The following is an 18,883-nucleotide window of genomic DNA, read 5'->3' on the forward strand; positions in this document are numbered from 1 at the left end:
ATATACTATAGCCCTGATTGAGATGATCAGGGTTTTCTTTTGTTAATTTTTAAGCTTTCTGGCTTATATTAAAAATAAATCTCTATTTCTTTTCGTGCTCAGAAACTCCCAGCTTCCAGCTTCCCGCTCCCATCCTAAAATCCTTCCCCTCACAATTTCCGGATTCACCTCTCAATTTGTCCGGTTGAACCTGTTTTGTATTCTTTTGCCTTTATCAGGTGTCTACTTTTGAATCAAATTAAAAGACATGATACTAAAAAACTTAATTACAGTAAGCGCTTTTACCGCGGTATTATTTGCAGCCTCAGCATTTATTCATCAAAATAAAGATCAGAAGACAGAACAGCATTCCACCTCAGAAAATAATGGTTTCGCTGTTCTGGAACTCTTTACTTCAGAAGGCTGTTCAAGCTGTCCTCCTGCAGATGAACTGATGGGAAAAATTGAAAAGGAATACAAAGATGAGCCTGTTTACCTTCTCTCCTACCATGTTGATTACTGGAACCGTCTCGGATGGAAGGACCGGTTCAGTACGGCTGAAAATTCCCAGCGGCAACAGCAGTACAGTCGCCTGCTGAATTCCCAGGTTTATACTCCACAGCTGGTAGTCAACGGAAAAACAGAATTTGTAGGCTCTGATGAAAACAATATCAAAAATGCCATTCAGAAAGCCTTGTTTGCTTCTAAAAAAACAAATGTAGAATTATCTGCAACCGTTTCTCAGAATGCAGTTAATGTTCAGTATAAAGCGCCTTCCACCGATCCTCAGAATATACTTCTTATTAATCTGGTTGAAAAACATTCTTCCACGGAGGTTGGGAAAGGTGAAAATGAAGGACGCCATCTGCATCACTGGCAGATTGTCCACAAGCAAAACCTCATCTCATTGAATAAACAGCAGGAAGGAATCACAACATTTAAACTTCCGGAAGGCTTTTCTCCGGAAAACTGGGAAGTCATCGCTTTTATTCAGAATAGGAGAACGGGAGAAATCTCAGGATCAGCAAAAACAGCTTTTAAATAAAATACTATACAATTTAATTATCACTAAAAATTACAACAATGAAAACAAAAACTACAAAAATTATCTATTGGTCAGGCACTATTTTTATGTCATTATGGTTTGGAGCCAGCGGTTTCTTTGAACTGACAAAAAATCCGGTTGTATGGGATATTACGCGGCAGCTTGGATATCCGCCTCATTTCATTTATATATTAGGTATTTTTAAAATCTGCGGAGTACTGGTTCTTTTGCTTCCCAATAAATTATTGAGACTAAAAGAATGGGTGTTTGCAGGAATGTTCTTTGATATTCTTTTTGCTTTCTTTTCAAAAATTGCGGTACTCGGTTTTCCGTCTACGGTAGATGCAATTGTTGCCTTTTCTGTGTTAACGGTAACTTACATCATGTTCAGAAAGCTGTATTCTCCTGAATTGGTATTTGGAGAAGCTTAATGATAAAACTCTAATTTTTTCTTATGTTTGAAACAGATCCTTCCATTGCCTGGGAGGATCTGTTGTTTATATATGATCAATAAATTTTGGTTAAAACCGAATAAATAAATGTTGATCATGAAAGCGGACTAAAGTCCGCTGCTATCGATGATTTTATGTGTGGGATCGATTATGCTGTTTAGTTAACCACCCCGGCAAAAATTCTTTGAATTTTTGCCACCCCTCCGGAGGAGGGGAATACTGAGCACCTATTTATTAATCAAGGTCAACGTATTCCTTATCCCAATCCTCTTTTCCTTTCAACTGCAACCTACGACCTGCTATCTGCAACCTATTACCTAATTCATAAAACCTTCCGGAAACCATTCAAAGCCGGATGTTTTCTTTTTTGTGTAACCAAGGCCCGGCCATGGTAAATGATAAGCAAACGCTCTGATTCTGGTATCTGCCATTTGTTGAAGGAGTTTTTTTCTTGAAGCTGTTGCGATATCCAGATCTGTATCTCCGAAATAGCCCCATTCAGGGTGTGGAAAAAGGACCACATCAGAATGGATCAAATCTGCAATATAGATCAGCTTTTCATTTCCTGAAGAGATGGTTGTAACGGTTAAGCCTGGTGTATGGCCAGGAGCTAACTGGAAACTAAAATAATCATACAATGTATTATTAAGGTCATAAAACTTCAGTTTGGGCTGAATCGTTTTCAAAATATTCTGAATTGCAGGAATAATCTGATTAAGAAATCCAGGTTGTGTTTTCAGTGCACTGTTACTGAAATCTTTGATGGAAGCTTTCATCCAGAAATCATGTTCTGTTTTGGAGATGAAAATATCAGCATTGGGAAAAATAAACTGATTTTGTTTATCCACTACTCCGCCGATGTGATCCGGATGGGCGTGAGAGACTAAGACATCGGTAACATCTTTTGGAGAAAATCCTGCTTTTTGAAGGCTTTTCAATAAAAATCCGCTTCTTTCATCGGCAAAAATTCCCATTCCGGTATCCAATAAGATGAGTTTATTCTTTGTCTTAACCAATAGAATATTCATCGCCATATCAATATAATTCTCCGGTCTGAAATTATCTTTAAGAATTGCTTTCAATTCTGAAACAGTGCCTCTTGGTGCAAATGAATTCAGGTTTTCTTCATGGATATATCCGTCCGTAAGAACAAATAGTTCAAGCTCACCAAGCCGCAGCTTTTTAAATCCGGAAAGATCATCTCCTGTTTTGGCCGGATTTTTTTTCTGTTCCGCCAGTAAACCGGAAAAAGGAATCATACTTAATGTTCCTGCCAATAATCCGTTCTTTAATAATTCTCTTCTGTTCATAGTCGAACTCCTTTTAAATATAAAAACAAAAAAACTGAGCTTTTTTTATTGTAAGAAGCTCAGTTTTTATCTAACATAGTCTTTAATTGTTCACCAGTTTCATTGAACCTTCATTGTATCTTTCTCCCACATTAGGGTATTTTTTCAGGATCGCATCAATGGTATCCAGATCCGACTTTGAAAGCTCTATATTGACGGCTGCAATATTTTCTTCCAGATATTTGATTCGTTTTGTACCCGGAATCGGAATGATATCATCTCCCTGGTTCAATACCCAGGCTAAGGCAAGCTGGGTTCCTTTCACTCCTTTGGAAGCTGCAAATTCGTTGATTTCGTTAGCCAGCTTAGTGTTATTTTCAAGATATTCCTGCTGATAACGCGGTAATGATTTTCTGAAATCGTCATCACCAAGATTTTGTGCATCATAGATATTGGTAAAGAGTCCTCTTGCTAACGGCGAATAAGGAACCAAAGAAATCCCCAGTTCTCTGATGGTGGGTAAAATCTCATTTTCAACATCTTTCGTAAGGATAGAGTATTCTGACTGCAATGCTGCAATAGGGTGAATTTTATTGGCTTTTCTGATAGATTCTGCCGAAGCTTCAGACAATCCAAGATATTTCACTTTTCCTGCTTTTACCAATTCTGCCATTGCTCCTACCGTTTCTTCTACAGGAACATTCGGATCTACTCTATGTGCATAATACAAGTCGATTGTATCGATCTTTAATCTCTGAAGGCTTAAATCTACTGCCTGTCTTATCCATTCCGGAGAGCCGTCGAAATAGGTTCCCGGAGCACCGCTGTGGCTTGCCTTACCATCTTTAAACCTGAATCCGAATTTGGTAGCAATGAAGATTTTATCCCTGTTCGGTACTAAAACTTTAGAAATCAGTTTTTCATTTTCTCCATTGGCATACATATCTGCCGTATCCCAAAAGTTAACTCCTAAATCCAGAGCTCTGTGCAGGGTATTGATACTTTCCTGCTCGTCGGTAGGACCATATGCGAAACTCATTCCCATACATCCTAAACCAATTGCTGATAACTGTTCTTCTGTGTTTCCTAATTTTTTAAATTTCATGATAGGTATGATTTAATTTTACATGACAAAATTAGAACATCAGGAAGTCAACCCTGATATAGAATTCAAACTAAGAATTATAAAATTCAAACAACATCCATTCTTAAGGCATTGGGAGTAATTCCGGTTTGTTTTTTAAAATAATTGGTGAAATAAGCGGGTTCTTCAAAACCTAATCCGTAGGCAATCTCAGCAATATTCCAATCCGTATGTTTCAGCAAGGCATTGGCTTCCTGAATAATCCTTGCGGTGATCTGCTGGCTGGTTGTTTTTCCTGTAATCTCTTTTACCGAACGGTTCAAAGAATTTACATGAATGGAAAGACTCCGGGCATAATCATTCGGGGTTTTTAACTTCAAAAAGGCCTCAGGGCTGTCAATTGGAAACTGCCTTTCCAACAATTCCATAAATAATGAAGCTACTCTTTGTGAAGCATTCTGATAAGGTTCGAAACTTTCTGCCGGCTGCATTCTCATCGTCTCATGAATCATCAGATGAAGGTATGCTCTCAGCATATCATATTTGTGAATATAATCTGACTGGATCTCCGTCATCATTTTGGTATAGATCTCAGCAAGTATTTTCTGCTGTTCTTCATTTACAAAGAAAACAGGTGTTCCTCCGATCTTGAACAGCGGAGAATCCTGAAGGTTCCCCATACGGCTTCCGTTATGCAGAAACTGATCTGTAAACAGGCAAAACCAGCCTTTCTGATCCTCATCATCAGCTTCCCAGGAATAAGGAATAATGGGGTTGGAAAACAATAATGCGGGACGGTCTACTTTGATCCATTTGTCAGCATAATGAAGCTTTCCCTTTCCTATAATTAAAGAAATCTTATAATAATCTCTCCTGCTGTATGGGGTAAGAGGAGAACAGTATTCCCGTGAAAATACATTGAAGTGTCCCATTTTACTGACCCCGATACACTGCGATGCCAGATTGGGAGCATTTCTTTCATAAAAACCTTTAAGTGACTCGTGTGATTCCATAGATCAAAGTTATAAAAATCAAACAAACTAAATCACATCAGATATTGAAAAATAAAATGGCTGACAAAAAATGTCAGCCGTTATAAGTGATAGAGTTGATAATGGTTTTAATCCCAATCACCGTCATGTCCGTGACCGCGGTGTTTATTTTGTTTTTTATAGTATTTCTCCTGATCTTTATAATACTTTTCCTGTTGTTTACGGTATTTTTTATAATCGTTTTTGTTTCTGCCATAGACGATTACCGGATTCTGACCACTGTAATATTTCTTTTTAAAGAGGATATACTTTTCTCTACCCAGAATTCTTTCCAGCTCTGAATAACGGTCATTCCTCCATCTTCCCGGTTCTACTACGTAAACTCTGTTCCATGTATCATAATCACGGTATCTGTCATTCAACACATAAATCTGATTGGCCTGTGTTGTTGAAAGCACAAGATCAGTAATTACTCTTTGCCAGTTGATGTCCGAGATACTTCTTCTATAATCATTATAATAATCGGACTGGGCATAACTCAGACTAAATGTCCCAACCAATAATGCTGTTAATATTAATTTTTTCATTTCACACCACTTTAAAATTAAACATGAAGGAATAGTCAATTAAAGTGCCAATTCTTAAATATAAATACTAATATTTGTTAATAAAAATCATAAACCACTGATTATCTTTGAAATATTTTCTGCGTTTTTTATGAAATTTATAAACATTAACCAATCCAAAGTCATCCTCAGAACGCAAATAATTACATCCAACGAAAACTTATGAAATATTAATAATCAATGAATTGTAGATTATTTTCAATATAAAAAAAGAGATCTATTTGAAGTTTTGGCTGAAGCCGTAGGAGAAATTATATATTGTATGGCGGGCTAAAGCCCAGCTCTATTGATCCTGACATACGGATATTTAATGGTAATATCTTTTATCTTTTATCTTTTATCCATTTATGTTATAAAATTCGTTAAGATTATTAAAAACTATTATCTGATATCATTTAATTTCGTAATTTTAATGGAGAGAATGTTTTTAAAGAATTGTCTCAAAATTATTTTTAATCAACCAAATCTTATTGTTATGGAAAATATAAAGTTTCAGGTATCTCAATATCAGGATGAATTGCAGTTACTTATTGATGGGAAAAAGGCAGGTTATATGTCCATAGAGGTTGATGGAAGACTGCTTATTGTATTTTATACGAAACTTGATGAAGAACGTGAGGGAAAAGGATATGCCAAACTATTGCTGGACGAGCTGGTACGGTATGCAGAGGAAAAAGATTTGCTTGTAGACCCGGAATGCGATTTTGTAAGACAGCAGTTTGAAAATCATCCTGCAAGATATAAAGAAATCTGGCATGCCTGATCAGCTTTCCCACCAGGCTGTAAATTTCTGGTCTGACTGATTCAGATGTACAACCTCACCGATCATCGGGGTGAGGATATTCAACTGTTTTTCTTTTCCAAGGGCGGTTATCTTTTGTAAGGGTTCATTCCACGGATGAAGTGCCAGTGCAAATTTGGCCACATGAACCGGGATAATACGCTGTGCTCTAAGATCAATAGCAGCCTGAACAACATCTTCCGGTAAGGTATGAATATACCGCCATGCCTCTCCATATTGTCCATTTTCAAGAACAGCATAATCGAAAGGTCCGTATTGCTCGCCTATTGTTTTAAAATGGGAATCATAGCCGCTGTCTCCTCCCAGGAAAATTTTCTTAGTAGGTGTTATCAGTACGTAAGAACTCCAAAGCGTATCATTCTGTCTCACTCTCCTTCCTGAAAAATGTCTGGCAGGAGTGAAAACAATTTTTATATCATTTTTCAGGGCAACTTCTGTTCCCCATTCTTCTTCAATAAGCTTGTTTTCAGCATATCCCCATCTTTCCAGGTGCGCTCCTACTCCCAAAGGTATAATGGCCATGTCTGTTTTTTCTTCAATCGATTTTACAGTTGGGTAATCCAGGTGATCAAAATGATCATGCGTGATGACCAGATAATCTATACCGGGAATGTCTTCAGGCTTAAAAATATCTGAGCCTTTGAAAGCTTTATTAAAGTATTTGAAAGGTGAGCCGTAAAGACTCAGAACAGGATCTATCAGAAAGGAAACGCCATCTGTCTGCAGGTAATAAGATGAATGTCCCAGCCAGATCAATACATCCTGATTTTTATCAAAATTTTTCAAATCGGTATGAAGAGCTGGAATTTCTTTCAAAGGTTTCAGCAGCGGATCTTTTTTTCCTAAAAAGAAATCATAAGTCACTTTTGACATTTTGTAGCCTTCTGTAAGGGAAGGTGTATGGCTGATATTCTGGAATTGTCTGTTTTTATAGAGTTTCGACTGCCTGATGCGCTTCAGCCTTTTTCCTTTTGGTACGCCGCCAAACGCCTTCATATTGATCACGATAAAAAAAGTTACCGTCAAAACAACTATACACGTAATAATCCAGTAAATCATCTGTACAAAATAAATATCAAATGTATTGACTTTTGTCTTTACATGAAAGTTTATTCCATTTTACTCCATTTTTTAACTAAATTTATCATGTATTTTAAAAATTTATTATTCATTTAAGTCGGGATTAATTTTAAACTTTTTATTTTAGCACCCTAAAAAACTCAGATACATTGAAAAATTATTCGGTAATATTACTTCTCGCTATTTTTTCGTCCTGTGCCTCTGTAAAAAAACACAACGAACAGCGGGCTTCACGTATTCCACCGGAGCAACTTAAAGAGGATGTGGACTTTGCGTATTCAAAATTACAGCAAATGCACCCTCAATTATACTGGTATATTCCCAGAAAGGAACTGGAACGTAAATTTGACAGTCTCAAGCAAACGATCACCGAACCTCTTACCCCACTTCAGTTTTATTTCAAACTTCAGCCTGTCATCGCCGGAATTCGTGAAGGCCATCTTTCATTGAGAATTCCCAGAAAGAAATTTACGAAAGAAGAAATTAAAAGGCTGGAACATCAAAAAGGAATGTTCAGCCGTTTTGAATATTATATATCGGGAGACCGAATGTATATCATCCAAAACAAAGATTCCATTGAGCACATAAAGCCAGGAACTGAAATTTTATCCATCAATAATGTACCTGTATCTGACTATATCAAAAAGTACAGAAGCCTGATCAGCAGTGATGGTGATAATACCACTTTCCATCCGTATTTTTTAAAAGATCTTTTCTTTAATTTTTATACTGCAGAAAATGGTTTTGACAGCAAAGCTACTCTTGAAACCCTTTATAATGGTAAAAAAAGAACGTATACTTTAACCCGCGAAACGAAGTCCGATTCTGATCTTGAAAAGGATAAGGAGATGCAGAAAAAGACCCCGGAAAAGAAACTGAATGATTATGTAGCTTCGAGTAATTCTTATAACAGAAGTTTCCGGTTTCTGGACAAAGACAGTACTATTGCTTATATTAAGGTAAAAAGCTTCTCAAGGGATTACTCAGATAAGTTTTATAAAAAAGCTTTTGCCAGCATCAACCATTCAAAATCTTCCTACCTCATCATCGATGTCCGAAACAACTACGGCGGTTCATTATATGAAATCAATAACCTGTATTCGTATTTAGCTGATGCACCATTTACTCTGATTAAACCCTCTCAGCTAACTTCAAGAAATGCACCTTTACGCACCAATTACTTCAGAAAAAGTACTCCTTTAGAGTATGCTCTTAAAAGTATCGCTTATCCGAGTTATTTTCTTGCGCAGACTTTCAGTACCTATAAAAAGGATGGAAAAGTATTCTACAAGATGAAGGCTGACAAACCTACAAAGCCTAAAAAGGAGGCTTTCCATGGAAAAGTTTTTGTATTGATTAACGGAGGGAGCTTCTCAGCATCTTCCATTATTACCGCCAAACTTAAGAATGATAAAAGAGCAACGCTTGTGGGAGAAGAAACCGGAGGTGCCAATGACGGAACTGTGGCCGGATTTTATTCTTACCAGAAGCTTCCCAATTCTGAAATCAGATTTCCGATAGGACTGCTTTTGGTACAGCCTAATATTAATTTTTCAGATTCACGGAAAGGGGTTGTTCCGGACGTGACTATTATTGAAAATATGCAGGATATTATTGATCAAAAAGATCCGCAACTGGATTGGATAATAAACGAAATAGCAAAAGAAAAAGAAAAAGAAAATAAAAGTAAGTAATGAATATTGATCCGGCGGGCTTTCAGCCCGCCGGATTCTTTTCTATCTTTTCAATTCTCCCAGAAGACTTTCAATATATTGGATATATCTTCCGTAATAGCGGTGAAACCAGAATTTTCCAGCCAGATACAGTAAAAACAATCCTGCAACCACAGAACCGATCAGGATAACAGCAATCTTCAGTTCACTCAAAGGTTTTGGCCACGGGATAAATTCAAGGACAATAAGGATCTCGCATACGAGAAACGGCGCAAAACTGATGTAATAAGAGAGGTAATACTGTTTATTAAGATTAAGCTGCATTACAAGATCTTTTAAAGAATCATAGGTTTTTGGAGCAGGATTACTGATTTCATTGTACAATGTAAAGAACTTACTGAAAAAGAAAACGGTAACCAAAAGCATGGAGGCAATCAAAACTGTTATATACAACTGAAGTTTAAATGGTCTGCATACAGAGCATACCAGAAAGGCAAAAATAAAGATTCCGATGATCCACCAGAACTCCACACGCATGTTTTTACGTATCTTTTCCAGGGGTAGATGTAATTTATTCCTCTGTTCTATGCTTATTTCAGGAGTTTCCTCCACAATATCTTCGTTCCAGGTATTTTTCAATTCATCGATATTCATGAGATTACTGTTTTTAATGTTAGTTGGTTTTTATTTGGCTTAAGATATCTTTAAGCTTATTTTTTGCCCGGTTCATTTTCACTCTTGCGTTGCCTTCTGAAATTCCCATCTGTTCTGCAATCTGTTTTCCTGAAAAATCCTCCAGATAATAGAATATAAAGGCCTTGTCGATAGGATTAAGCTGATGAATAGCCTGATACATTTCAGCCAGACGCTCTTCTTTACGGTAATCATAGTCTTCCTGAATAATAATTTGGTTAGAAAAGTCTTCATGGGCGATAAAGCTTCTTCTCTTTTCTGATCTCAGGAAAATAATAGCTGTATTCAAAGCAATTCTGTATAGCCATGTTGAAAATTCACTTTCACCTCTGAAACCCGGAAATGCTTTCCAGAGCTGATAGGTAATCTCCTGAAAAAGATCATCACGGTCATCCTTTTCAGTCATATACATTTTAGAAATCTTAAACAGGATTCCTTTATGCTGTTCAATCTGACTTATAAACTCTTGTTCTAATGAGGTCATGGGCATTTACTCTATAGAGTTAGTTTTCGTTTAAAAAAATTGTTACAGATTTTTACAAAAAAATAAAAAACCTGACAAAGAAATACTGCCAGGTCTCATTGTGTTTTTTTTAAGCTTTTTACTATTTCCCCGAAATAGCATGAGTCGAAATAGTTTTTTTCTGACTTGACCAGTTCGTAGGAAAAACGTAAAAATGTTACATAAAAAAAGCAATAACCTGATATTGTTAACATCAGGTTATTGTTTTTATATATCTAATTCTTTTATTATTTAAAATCTAAGAAATCATCTTTTTCCAGATAATGGTTCAGGGCAGTGATAAGCTGAGAAGAGCTAATATCAGCACGCTGTCTGAAAGCAAGATCTACCACATCCTGAATATTTTCATCTGAACACATATAATGGAGCTTGTTATGAAAAACGAAATCAGGTAAGATTTCATTATCATCCCCACCAATATCCAAAGGATCTCCGATAAAAATTTTCATTCCGGGCTTAAATTCGTCTGCTGAAGAATAAACTGCATAATTATATTCCGGGTCGAAGGCTGCTTTCCTGTCCTGCTTGTTCTTTACAAGCTCCAGAAATTCTTCTATAGAATACATCTGATTTTTAAAATCATCCATGTAATATTTTTTTACAACTCAATGTTCTAAAGATAGAAATTTTACAGAAGATACAGTCATTTCTAATTCAGTTTATTTAAAGCTCTCTGTAATGAACCGATATCCAGAAAATCAAATTTTGCGCCCACTATGATAATGATCAGCAGAACAACGGTCAGCAATAAAATGATCAAAAAATACATGGACACAAACCATATGATGGTATTCAGAATGTTTCCTTTAATCCCCATTTTATTCATAAAAAATCTCTGTGAACATTCAAACCAGGTCATTTTCTTTTCAGGTTTTGGGCTTACTTCAATTCCGTTAAGCTCATCTACCAGACGCACTACATCATCAATATATCTTCCGTACATATAATAGATCCAGTATTTGATAATAAAGGCAATCAACAGAAGGGTAATGAGAAGACTGATACCGAAAATAGCCAGGTTATATTCCCTATCAAAATGAAAATTAATTTTGATCAGAGACAACAGAAACCCAAGAGGAATATAAGCAATATAATAGGAAATATAAATTTCTTTCGATATGAGGAGCTGCGTTCTCAGATTAAACAAATCATAATTGGTATTGATGCTGTTTTTTCCAAGCAGCTTATACAATTTCAGGAAGCGGGAATAAAAATAAATAATAACAGCAACTGTCAGAATCGTGACAAATATTGAAATGGTTTTAATATTAGAATCAGCAGAAGCCAATGGAACACCTGTTAAGAGCAAAGGCAGTGTTATAATCATCAGCCAGAATTCAGTTTGCATATTCACTTTCAGCATCTCCAATGGGGAATGTATTTCCTTCTGTTTTTCCAGAGAAATTTCAGGGGATCCGTGTCCTGTATCTTTATTCCAAAGTTCTTTAAAGTTTTCTAACTCCATAGTGTCATTTTTTAATGGGAATCTGTACCTTGTCTGGCAATAATCTCTTTCAGCTTTTCTTTTGCCCTCTTCAGCTTTACGCGTGTATTCACTTCAGTAATTCCCAGTTGTACAGCAATCTCTTTTCCCGAAAAACCCTCTAAAAAGAAAAATATAAGGGCTTTATCAATGGGGCTCAACTGATGGATGGCTTCATACATCCGCTTCATATTCAGATCATCCGTATCATTATAAGGTTCCTGCCTGGCACTCAGCCCATCCACATTCTGATTTTGTATAAAACTACGTTTTTTTTCACTTCTCAAAAAAACAATGGCTGTGTTGAGCGCAGTTCTGTACAGCCATGTGGAGAAATCACTTCTCTTTTGAAAATCAGCGTATGATTTCCAGGCCTGGTAAATGATCTCCTGGTAGAGGTCATTCTGGTCGTCCTTATTATCCATATACATTTTAGAGATTTTGAAAATAACACCTTTGTGCTTTTCAATTTTCTCTAAAAATTCTTTTTCGGGTGAAGACATGATTTACACACTGATCATTAGATGATATCTCTAAAAAACACCATCCTATTATAACACAAAACTTTAATTTCCGGTATTAAGTTAAAAAAATCCTCAACAAACCAAGATGTTTATTGAGGATTTTATTTTATGTTAAATATAATACTGGTCAGAATCAGAAAATATAATCTGTACTTAAAAAGTTAGAATCATGTTCTCTTACAATCGTATTCAGCAGCTCTTTGTTGGAATCTGTCAGCTTTGCCGCCACCAAGGACCTGATAGAGAATGAGCGGAGCGCATCAAAAACAGAAAGTGTTCCTTCCGCACTGTCTTTTCTTCCGGTAAATGGAAAAACATCGGGACCTCTCTGTGCCTGGCAGTTGATATTGACACGGCTTACAAGATTCACAAACGGATCAATCAGTCTTGCTACCTCATGCGGATCTTCACTGAAAATACTTACCTGCATTCCGTGGGAGGCATTCACCTGATATTCTATAGGCTCTTCTATATCTTCGAAGGGAACAACAGGAATCACCGGACCAAATTGCTCTTCATGGTATAATTTCATATCACTGTTTACAGGATATACAACTGCCGGGAAAACAAAAGATTCATCTGTATAGCCTCCATCTTTATTCAGTACTGCAGCTCCTTTCTGTAAAGCATCATCAATACATTCTTTCAGATAAGCCGGTTTATTGACCTCCGGAAGTGGAGTTACTTTCACCTCTTTTTCCCATGGCAGCCCGGCCTTCAAAGCAGAGACAGCAGCACTTAACTTCTCTGTAAACTCCAATGCCACTTCTTTCTGAACAAATATAAGTTTCAATGCTGTACAACGCTGCCCGTTGAAAGAAAGTGCTCCTAAAATACACTCACTTACCGCTACATCAAGATTTGCATTTTTGGTAACGATGGCTGCATTTTTAGCATCCAGACTCAGAATAGCTCTTAAACGGTTCACTTTCGGGTGCAGTTTTTTCAATCCGTTAGCCACTTTACTGGATCCGATAAAAGCCAGAACGTTTACTTTCCCGCTTTCCATAATGGGAGTGATGATTTCTGATCCTTTTCCATATAATGTATTCACCGTTCCTTTCGGGAATGCTTCCTTGAATGCGTTCAATAAAGGATAATGAGCAAGGACACCATGTTTTGGAAGTTTAAACAGGATGGTATTTCCCATGATCAAAGCCGGAATCAATGTGGTAAAAATTTCATTCAGAGGATAATTGAATGGCCCCATACTTAACACTACACCAAGCGGTGCCCTTCTGATCTGTGCAATCGTTCCTTCTGCCTGTTGAAAGCGGGAAGATTCCCTGTCAAGATCTTTTAATGCATCAATGGTCTGATTGATATAATCTACCGTACGGTCAAACTCTTTGGTAGAATCAGCCAGCGTTTTTCCGATTTCCCACATCAGCAGTTTGATAACCAGATCTCTCTGCTGGATCATCAGGTACACGAATTTCTGCATACATTTGATTCTTCCTTCCACAGACATGGTAGGCCACTCGCCAAGTCCGTTATCATAGGCTTTTACACAAGCTTCTAGAACTTCCATCGCCTCGTTCGGACCAATATTCGGGATGCTTCCCAGAAGTTTTCTTTCCAATCCGTTTTCTGTAGGAATGCATACCGGGGAATAGATTTCGGTAACTTCGCCGTTCCATTCTACCAGTTCTCCATTCAAAAGATACGTTCTCTGATGGATAACCGGAACTTTATATTCTTCCGGAATTTCGTTTTCTCCTTTAAAAATGTTGTGATGAAATGATGCTGTATTTTCTGAACTCATAAATCTTTCTATTTTTTTATGTGATAAGATTGAAATTGTTTCAAAATTTAAATTATTTGACTTTTGTCATTCTGACGAAGGAAGAATCTTAATAATAATCTACTATATGAGATTCTTCATTACATTTTATTCCATTCAGAATGACACCTTTGAAACTTCTACATTTTATAGTATAAAGGTAACAGGAAAATGTGTTGAAAAAAATAACCTGACAATAGATTCGATCTATTTGAATTAAAATTAATCTTAGCTCCTGAAAAAAGAATAATTTAGCTTAAAAATAAATTTCATGTTTTCAAAATTAGTTTGCGGCACACTGTTATTCTTCTCTGCAGTGGGGTTTGCTCAAAAATCAAAAGCAATCAATACTGTTTTAATGGGAGGAAAAGAAGTTCACACTTATGCCAAATTGCCGGCACTGAATAAACCGGCTCCTAAATTTACCCTTACCGATGTGAATATGAATGACCAAACTCTGGATTCCTTCAAAGGAAGATACGTTATTCTGAATATCTTTCCGAGCGTAGACACGGGTGTTTGTTCTGCTTCTGTACATCATTTCAATGAAGAGGCAGGAAACCTTCCCAATACCGTAGTCCTTTGTATTTCCAAAGATCTGCCGTTTGCCCAGAAAAGATTCTGTGGTGCGGAAGGAATTAAAAATGTAGTCATGCTTTCCGATTTCCGTTCCGATTTCGGATGGAACTACGGGGTAGAACTGGTAGATTCTCCAATGAAAGGGCTTCTGAGCAGAGCGGTTGTGGTGATAGATCCTTCAGGTAATATTATCTATGAAGAACAAGTGCCGGATATTTCTCAGGAACCGAACTATGAGGCGGCTATTGCGGCTGTGAAATAATAAGTGGCTTAAAAAATAAAACTCAGCGAATTGCTGAGTTTTTTTATGTTATAATTGTTTTGTTGGAAAAACGCTAAGGCGCAAAATGACATTTAAAAAAGACTTTGTAAGGCGCAAGGATTTTATCTACGATAAAATTTCAACGGCATCTTTGTCATTTCGAGCAAAGCAAGGAATCTAAACTCGATTAGGCGGATTAAGCCGATAAATAGGAAAAGAGCTGTAAAATCTGTGGGAAAATAATCACGTATTACCTGCTGAAAATCTCATATTGAGCGAAGTCGAAATGTTCTTGCGCCTTTGCGTATTTCCAACAAAAAATCAAATAACCTATTTCTGTGGAGTCTCACCACTCTCTTTCTTCTCTGATGTAGAGTTTTTTGCAGCTTTCACCAACTCATTGGTATCACTGTACAGCAATTCCCAGCCTGATACCTCTTTCATTACTGTGAGCAGATTAAGATAAGATTTCACTGTTTTCTCCAGATCTTTACGGATAGCACTCGCACTCGTCATTTGACGAAGATCGGCATTAGCTCCCGCCTGCTCTGCAAACACGATCTCAAAAGCATCCTGCTTAGCTTTCATCTCTGCAAAGGCTGCATCCAGAGAAAGAAGTGTGATCTTCTGTTTGTTTTCTGTCGTTTCTAATGCTTCTATAAGCTTCTTCATCTGAGCGGTTTGTGAAGAGTAACTGAGCCTGTCCAGGTTCAGCCCAAAAGTTTTGAATACTCCGTAGAGATCCTCTGCCAGCTGATAGTTGGCCGCAGAAGGCAGCTTACGATACCCGTTCAGGAAAGATTTCAGATTGGCATAGGCGGTATCTCTTTCGTGATCGGCTGTGGCTACGTCTTTCCCTTTTCCGCTGTAGACCTGCTTTGTATAGACCTTGTCGTATTCCGTATAGGAAGACGCCAAAGCGCCTACAAGAGGATGATTGTTAATAACAGGGTATTTTCCGGATTGGGCATTAGAAAGAATTCTCTGAGCTAAAGTCGCAAGATCTTTAGTGCTCAGCTGTGTGAGGGCAATTTTCATTTTTTTTGTGTTTTTGGAATTAATAAATTAACACTCAAATATAGAAAAAAGTTGTTTTGTTACAAATATACTTGCAACAAACCTCCCAAGGTCTTGGGAGGTTTCCCCCAACTTGCAGGATACTTTCCAAGCTCTTGGGAAGTTTCAAACATGCTTGTTTGTAATGAACGGAGGACTTGGGAGAGGTGTTTTGCTGTTGTTTTGGAGATCTGGAGGGGTTGGGGAGGTTATAAATGGGATGTTTTTTGAGGTTGGGTCTTTTGGGTTACGGAAAACCGTAAGGTTTTAAAAATCATGTAGTTTATATTTGATAAAATTTCCGTGAATATACGGAGAACGTAAATAAACTAGAATTGTATTTTGCATCTAAAATATTCTGGACAATTTTAGTAATCAAATTATTGAATAATAAATATATTTTAATTGAATAAAAAATAACATGGAAGAAGAAACTGCGGAAAATCCTAATATCGAAAATGTAGACAACGATGATAATGAAGTTTCAAATGATGATTTATTTAATATAACATCATGGGGAGCCGATATGTCATTCAGAGAATTAATTAGTATGTATGATGATGACGAACTTCTAAAGCCAGAATTACAAAGAAAATATGTCTGGGATAAACCTGAAGCAAGTCGATTCATAGAATCAATTTTATTAGGATTACCAATACCATCTATATTTCTTGCTAATACCTCTGATAATAATAAATTAATTATTGATGGATATCAAAGAATTATGACAGTATATGATTATGTAAAAAAGGGTATATTTTCAAAAGACGGAAAAAGCTTTAAACTAACTAATACTGACAAAATAAATCATAGATGGAGAAATAAATCATTTAATGAATTATCGGATTTTGATCAAAAGAAAATTAAACAAACAACTATTCATGCAATAATTTTTGAACAAAAGCAACCTAAGGATAACGACTCTAGTCTTTATCAAATCTTTGAAAGAATAAATACAAGTGGAAAAATTTTAAAACCTCAAGAAATTAGAAATTGTGTTTATCAAGGTACTTTAAATTCACTTCTCTTTGAACTAAACCAAGATATAAATTGGCGAAAACTGTATGGTGTTGATGATGAAGATCCACGAATGTTAGATATTGAATTCATTTTACGTTTTTTTGCACTTGGAAGTGAAGAAATAAAAAGGGAAAGTTCTGGACAAATTTCTCTAAAAATGTTTTTGAATGAATACATGGGAAATAGAAATCATAATAAGGAATCTTTTATAAATAAAAAACGAATAGAATTTCAAAATGTGATGAAATTTTTATATGATACTTTAGGTATCATTTCCTTCCGAAATATTTCATCAGAAAGTAACTATCAGACCAGATTTAATCCAACTATTTTTGACTCTGTTTCAATTGCCACCAATTATGCAATTTTAAAACTAGGTTTAAATAATATTCTGATAGATGGATTAAGAGATAGACATCTTTTATTGTTACAAAATGAAACATTTAAAGAATACTCATCTGTCAGAACTACCAACAATCAACATATAAATGGAAGAATTCGATTGGCTGCTAAAATTTTATACAATTTAGATTATGAATAATCCTGATGTACAACTTTTAGTTTCAGAATGTGACAATGATTTTGTAAGAATAGAAAAAATCATTGAAGTATTAACAAATACTAATCCAGCTGTTCCCTACTTAACAAAATATGCTATTATTAAGGCTTGTGGAACCTTAGAGCAAGCTTTCAAAGTTATGATATCAGATTTTAGCTGTGTTGGACAAAGCAATCAAGTAAAAAACTTTGTAGATATATCCTTTAGGGAGAGTTCTATTAACCCAAATTTGGACAACATTCATAAATCTTTAAAAAAATTTGATGAACAATGGAATCAGAATTTCAAAAATCTTTTAAATGCAGATACTGATATTTCTAGAATAAAAACATCAATTAAATCATTAAATAATGCAAGAAATGAATTTGCACACGGTGGAAATCCAACTGCTGCTTTTAGTGATATTAAAGATTATTTTGATGATGCAAAAAAGATAATATTATATTTAGATCAATCCCTGACATAATAAATTATTAGATTCATTTCAATTAAATATTAAAATAAAATATTATATGGAATATAATTATATCATAGTACAAAGTGTTTTAACTAATGAAAGAGGTAAACATGGACCAATTCATATAAAACCTCTTCCCAATCAAGACCCTTATTTAGAAACTATGTTTGTACAATGTTCGAAGGTTTTATCAACAGACTTTCCAATTGGCACAAAATTTAAAATAAAAGCAAAAATAATAACGCCAAAAAATGGCAATCGCCCTTTTGCCTCAAGTCATTATACTTGGCCTTTTGAAGTAATCAAAGATTAATCAGGTATGAGAAGGATATGTTTATAATACAGAAGTACATTTCTTTGTTATTCAAAACAATCTATTAGCAATTAATCTCTTATAATTAAAAACTTATAAAATGAAATTTAAAATCAATCAAGAAGTATTAGAAGTAGCATCCGGAAAACGATGTATAGTTGTTGCTACAAAAGAAGAGCCATGGAAAAAAACAATAGATCCATACAATCGAAAAGAAGTTTATCCCGAAAATAATACTGATTACATCGTTTTAATTAAAATTGACGAAAATGAATATAAAGGAGAAATGCATGTATATGAGAAACAATTAACAGATGTTTAATCGTTGTCGAGATTCCTGCGGAATGACAAACTGTGTGGATAATCTAAGCGCTCACTTTGTCTTTCCGAAGGAAACTAAACTCTTACAAAAAGAAATAAAACACGATAAAAACATCAATAGCATCGGGTTTTAGCCCGATATAAAAAAGAAAAATACAAAAGGCTTTAGATTCTGTGTTAACTTCCAAATATTTTTTATACATTTATATTTATAAAAGCGACCTTGAGTTAGCTTGCGTAGGGTGAACGTCTTTGATTTTTACCCTACTTTCTTCAAAATCTATCTGG

21 protein-coding genes are annotated in these 18,883 nt (G+C 35.7%); 9 read left to right on the plus strand and 12 right to left on the minus strand.

All coding sequences use genetic code 11. The features are described from left to right. Positions 1-247 precede the first annotated feature (247 nt). Together LIV57_RS22075 and LIV57_RS22080 are read left to right on the plus strand one after the other, a co-directional pair. A complete protein-coding gene (locus LIV57_RS22075; protein WP_227944336.1) occupies positions 248-1,024 on the plus strand; it encodes a DUF1223 domain-containing protein in 777 nt (258 codons plus the stop codon). Between the two features lie 38 nt (positions 1,025-1,062). After that, positions 1,063-1,455 (plus strand): DoxX family protein, encoded by a 393-nt coding sequence (locus tag LIV57_RS22080; protein ID WP_227944337.1) that lies wholly within the window; start codon positions 1,063-1,065, stop codon positions 1,453-1,455. Between the two features lie 338 nt (positions 1,456-1,793). On the opposite strand, the gene LIV57_RS22085 is transcribed toward LIV57_RS22080, so the two are convergent. From LIV57_RS22085 to LIV57_RS22100, 4 genes are all read right to left on the minus strand, one after another. After that, positions 1,794-2,786: an MBL fold metallo-hydrolase gene (locus tag LIV57_RS22085; RefSeq protein WP_227944338.1), complete on the minus strand. Its 993-nt coding sequence runs from the start codon at positions 2,784-2,786 to the stop codon at positions 1,794-1,796. 82 nt (positions 2,787-2,868) lie between these two features. Beyond that, positions 2,869-3,870, minus strand: a complete 1,002-nt coding sequence (locus LIV57_RS22090) for an aldo/keto reductase (RefSeq protein ID WP_227944339.1) — start codon at positions 3,868-3,870, stop codon at positions 2,869-2,871. Positions 3,871-3,956: 86 nt separating this feature from the next. Further along, positions 3,957-4,862, minus strand: a complete 906-nt coding sequence (locus LIV57_RS22095; RefSeq protein ID WP_227944340.1) for a helix-turn-helix domain-containing protein — start codon at positions 4,860-4,862, stop codon at positions 3,957-3,959. Between the two features lie 107 nt (positions 4,863-4,969). After that, a complete protein-coding gene (locus tag LIV57_RS22100) occupies positions 4,970-5,428 on the minus strand; it encodes a hypothetical protein (RefSeq protein ID WP_227944341.1) in 459 nt (152 codons plus the stop codon). 514 nt (positions 5,429-5,942) lie between these two features. Here LIV57_RS22100 and LIV57_RS22105 point away from each other — a divergent pair. Then, on the plus strand, positions 5,943-6,230 hold the full coding sequence (locus LIV57_RS22105) for a GNAT family N-acetyltransferase (RefSeq protein ID WP_047433564.1): 288 nt from the start codon (positions 5,943-5,945) through the stop codon (positions 6,228-6,230). Here the strand turns inward: LIV57_RS22105 and LIV57_RS22110 are convergent, their stop codons facing one another. Continuing rightward, on the minus strand, positions 6,231-7,328 hold the full coding sequence (locus tag LIV57_RS22110) for an MBL fold metallo-hydrolase (RefSeq protein ID WP_227944342.1): 1,098 nt from the start codon (positions 7,326-7,328) through the stop codon (positions 6,231-6,233). Between the two features lie 170 nt (positions 7,329-7,498). Here LIV57_RS22110 and LIV57_RS22115 point away from each other — a divergent pair, with 170 nt between their 5' ends. Further along, complete coding sequence (locus tag LIV57_RS22115) at positions 7,499-9,043, plus strand: S41 family peptidase (protein WP_227944343.1); 1,545 nt, start codon at positions 7,499-7,501, stop codon at positions 9,041-9,043. Positions 9,044-9,085: 42 nt separating this feature from the next. Here the strand turns inward: LIV57_RS22115 and LIV57_RS22120 are convergent, their stop codons facing one another. From LIV57_RS22120 to LIV57_RS22145, 6 genes are all read right to left on the minus strand, one after another. Further along, positions 9,086-9,676 (minus strand): hypothetical protein, encoded by a 591-nt coding sequence (locus LIV57_RS22120; protein WP_227944344.1) that lies wholly within the window; start codon positions 9,674-9,676, stop codon positions 9,086-9,088. Between the two features lie 19 nt (positions 9,677-9,695). After that, positions 9,696-10,199, minus strand: a complete 504-nt coding sequence (locus LIV57_RS22125) for an RNA polymerase sigma factor (protein ID WP_227944345.1) — start codon at positions 10,197-10,199, stop codon at positions 9,696-9,698. A gap of 266 nt (positions 10,200-10,465) precedes the next feature. Then, positions 10,466-10,825: a hypothetical protein gene (locus LIV57_RS22130; protein ID WP_110010416.1), complete on the minus strand. Its 360-nt coding sequence runs from the start codon at positions 10,823-10,825 to the stop codon at positions 10,466-10,468. A gap of 62 nt (positions 10,826-10,887) precedes the next feature. Further along, positions 10,888-11,703, minus strand: a complete 816-nt coding sequence (locus tag LIV57_RS22135; RefSeq protein WP_227944346.1) for a hypothetical protein — start codon at positions 11,701-11,703, stop codon at positions 10,888-10,890. Between the two features lie 11 nt (positions 11,704-11,714). After that, positions 11,715-12,224, minus strand: coding sequence for an RNA polymerase sigma factor (locus LIV57_RS22140; RefSeq protein ID WP_227944347.1), 510 nt, complete (start codon positions 12,222-12,224; stop codon positions 11,715-11,717). Between the two features lie 154 nt (positions 12,225-12,378). Further along, the gene (locus LIV57_RS22145) at positions 12,379-14,010 is read right to left on the minus strand and encodes an NADP-dependent glyceraldehyde-3-phosphate dehydrogenase (RefSeq protein ID WP_227944348.1); all 1,632 of its coding nucleotides are present in this window, start codon (positions 14,008-14,010) and stop codon (positions 12,379-12,381) included. A gap of 289 nt (positions 14,011-14,299) precedes the next feature. On the opposite strand from LIV57_RS22145, the gene tpx reads away from it, so the two are divergent. Beyond that, positions 14,300-14,869, plus strand: coding sequence for a thiol peroxidase (gene tpx, locus LIV57_RS22150; RefSeq protein WP_227944349.1), 570 nt, complete (start codon positions 14,300-14,302; stop codon positions 14,867-14,869). Between the two features lie 330 nt (positions 14,870-15,199). On the opposite strand, the gene LIV57_RS22155 is transcribed toward tpx, so the two are convergent. After that, positions 15,200-15,907 carry a DUF6261 family protein gene (locus LIV57_RS22155; protein ID WP_227944350.1) on the minus strand — a complete coding sequence of 236 codons (708 nt, stop codon included), beginning with the start codon at positions 15,905-15,907 and terminating at the stop codon, positions 15,200-15,202. Positions 15,908-16,346: 439 nt separating this feature from the next. On the opposite strand from LIV57_RS22155, the gene LIV57_RS22160 reads away from it, so the two are divergent. The 4 genes from LIV57_RS22160 to LIV57_RS22175 all read left to right on the plus strand — a co-directional run bounded on the left by LIV57_RS22160 (position 16,347) and on the right by LIV57_RS22175 (position 18,596). Continuing rightward, positions 16,347-17,486 (plus strand): DUF262 domain-containing protein, encoded by a 1,140-nt coding sequence (locus LIV57_RS22160; RefSeq protein WP_227944351.1) that lies wholly within the window; start codon positions 16,347-16,349, stop codon positions 17,484-17,486. Beyond that, positions 17,479-17,970 (plus strand): HEPN domain-containing protein, encoded by a 492-nt coding sequence (locus LIV57_RS22165; RefSeq protein ID WP_227944352.1) that lies wholly within the window; start codon positions 17,479-17,481, stop codon positions 17,968-17,970. Before LIV57_RS22160 ends, LIV57_RS22165 begins: the two co-directional genes overlap by 8 nt. Positions 17,971-18,016: 46 nt before the next feature. Continuing rightward, positions 18,017-18,274, plus strand: coding sequence for a hypothetical protein (locus LIV57_RS22170; RefSeq protein ID WP_227944353.1), 258 nt, complete (start codon positions 18,017-18,019; stop codon positions 18,272-18,274). Positions 18,275-18,374: 100 nt separating this feature from the next. After that, the gene (locus tag LIV57_RS22175) at positions 18,375-18,596 is read left to right on the plus strand and encodes a hypothetical protein (RefSeq protein ID WP_227944354.1); all 222 of its coding nucleotides are present in this window, start codon (positions 18,375-18,377) and stop codon (positions 18,594-18,596) included. The last annotated feature ends 287 nt before the right edge of the window (positions 18,597-18,883 follow it).

The organism is Chryseobacterium sp. X308, from assembly GCF_020733145.1.
Taxonomy (GTDB): Bacteria; Bacteroidota; Bacteroidia; order Flavobacteriales; family Weeksellaceae; genus Chryseobacterium; species Chryseobacterium cupriresistens.

Coding starts and splice junctions, on each gene's coding strand:
- LIV57_RS22100 (WP_227944341.1), bottom strand. CDS start 5,428: ATGAAAAAATTAATATTAACAGCATTATTGGTTGGGACATTTAGTCTG.
- LIV57_RS22125 (WP_227944345.1), bottom strand. CDS start 10,199: ATGACCTCATTAGAACAAGAGTTTATAAGTCAGATTGAACAGCATAAA.
- LIV57_RS22165 (WP_227944352.1), top strand. CDS start 17,479: ATGAATAATCCTGATGTACAACTTTTAGTTTCAGAATGTGACAATGAT.
- LIV57_RS22110 (WP_227944342.1), bottom strand. CDS start 7,328: ATGATTTACTGGATTATTACGTGTATAGTTGTTTTGACGGTAACTTTT.
- LIV57_RS22085 (WP_227944338.1), bottom strand. CDS start 2,786: ATGAACAGAAGAGAATTATTAAAGAACGGATTATTGGCAGGAACATTA.
- LIV57_RS22090 (WP_227944339.1), bottom strand. CDS start 3,870: ATGAAATTTAAAAAATTAGGAAACACAGAAGAACAGTTATCAGCAATT.
- LIV57_RS22155 (WP_227944350.1), bottom strand. CDS start 15,907: ATGAAAATTGCCCTCACACAGCTGAGCACTAAAGATCTTGCGACTTTA.
- LIV57_RS22080 (WP_227944337.1), top strand. CDS start 1,063: ATGAAAACAAAAACTACAAAAATTATCTATTGGTCAGGCACTATTTTT.
- LIV57_RS22120 (WP_227944344.1), bottom strand. CDS start 9,676: ATGAATATCGATGAATTGAAAAATACCTGGAACGAAGATATTGTGGAG.
- LIV57_RS22135 (WP_227944346.1), bottom strand. CDS start 11,703: ATGGAGTTAGAAAACTTTAAAGAACTTTGGAATAAAGATACAGGACAC.
- LIV57_RS22170 (WP_227944353.1), top strand. CDS start 18,017: ATGGAATATAATTATATCATAGTACAAAGTGTTTTAACTAATGAAAGA.
- LIV57_RS22175 (WP_227944354.1), top strand. CDS start 18,375: ATGAAATTTAAAATCAATCAAGAAGTATTAGAAGTAGCATCCGGAAAA.
- LIV57_RS22075 (WP_227944336.1), top strand. CDS start 248: ATGATACTAAAAAACTTAATTACAGTAAGCGCTTTTACCGCGGTATTA.
- LIV57_RS22130 (WP_110010416.1), bottom strand. CDS start 10,825: ATGGATGATTTTAAAAATCAGATGTATTCTATAGAAGAATTTCTGGAG.
- LIV57_RS22145 (WP_227944348.1), bottom strand. CDS start 14,010: ATGAGTTCAGAAAATACAGCATCATTTCATCACAACATTTTTAAAGGA.
- tpx (WP_227944349.1), top strand. CDS start 14,300: ATGTTTTCAAAATTAGTTTGCGGCACACTGTTATTCTTCTCTGCAGTG.
- LIV57_RS22095 (WP_227944340.1), bottom strand. CDS start 4,862: ATGGAATCACACGAGTCACTTAAAGGTTTTTATGAAAGAAATGCTCCC.
- LIV57_RS22140 (WP_227944347.1), bottom strand. CDS start 12,224: ATGTCTTCACCCGAAAAAGAATTTTTAGAGAAAATTGAAAAGCACAAA.
- LIV57_RS22160 (WP_227944351.1), top strand. CDS start 16,347: ATGGAAGAAGAAACTGCGGAAAATCCTAATATCGAAAATGTAGACAAC.
- LIV57_RS22105 (WP_047433564.1), top strand. CDS start 5,943: ATGGAAAATATAAAGTTTCAGGTATCTCAATATCAGGATGAATTGCAG.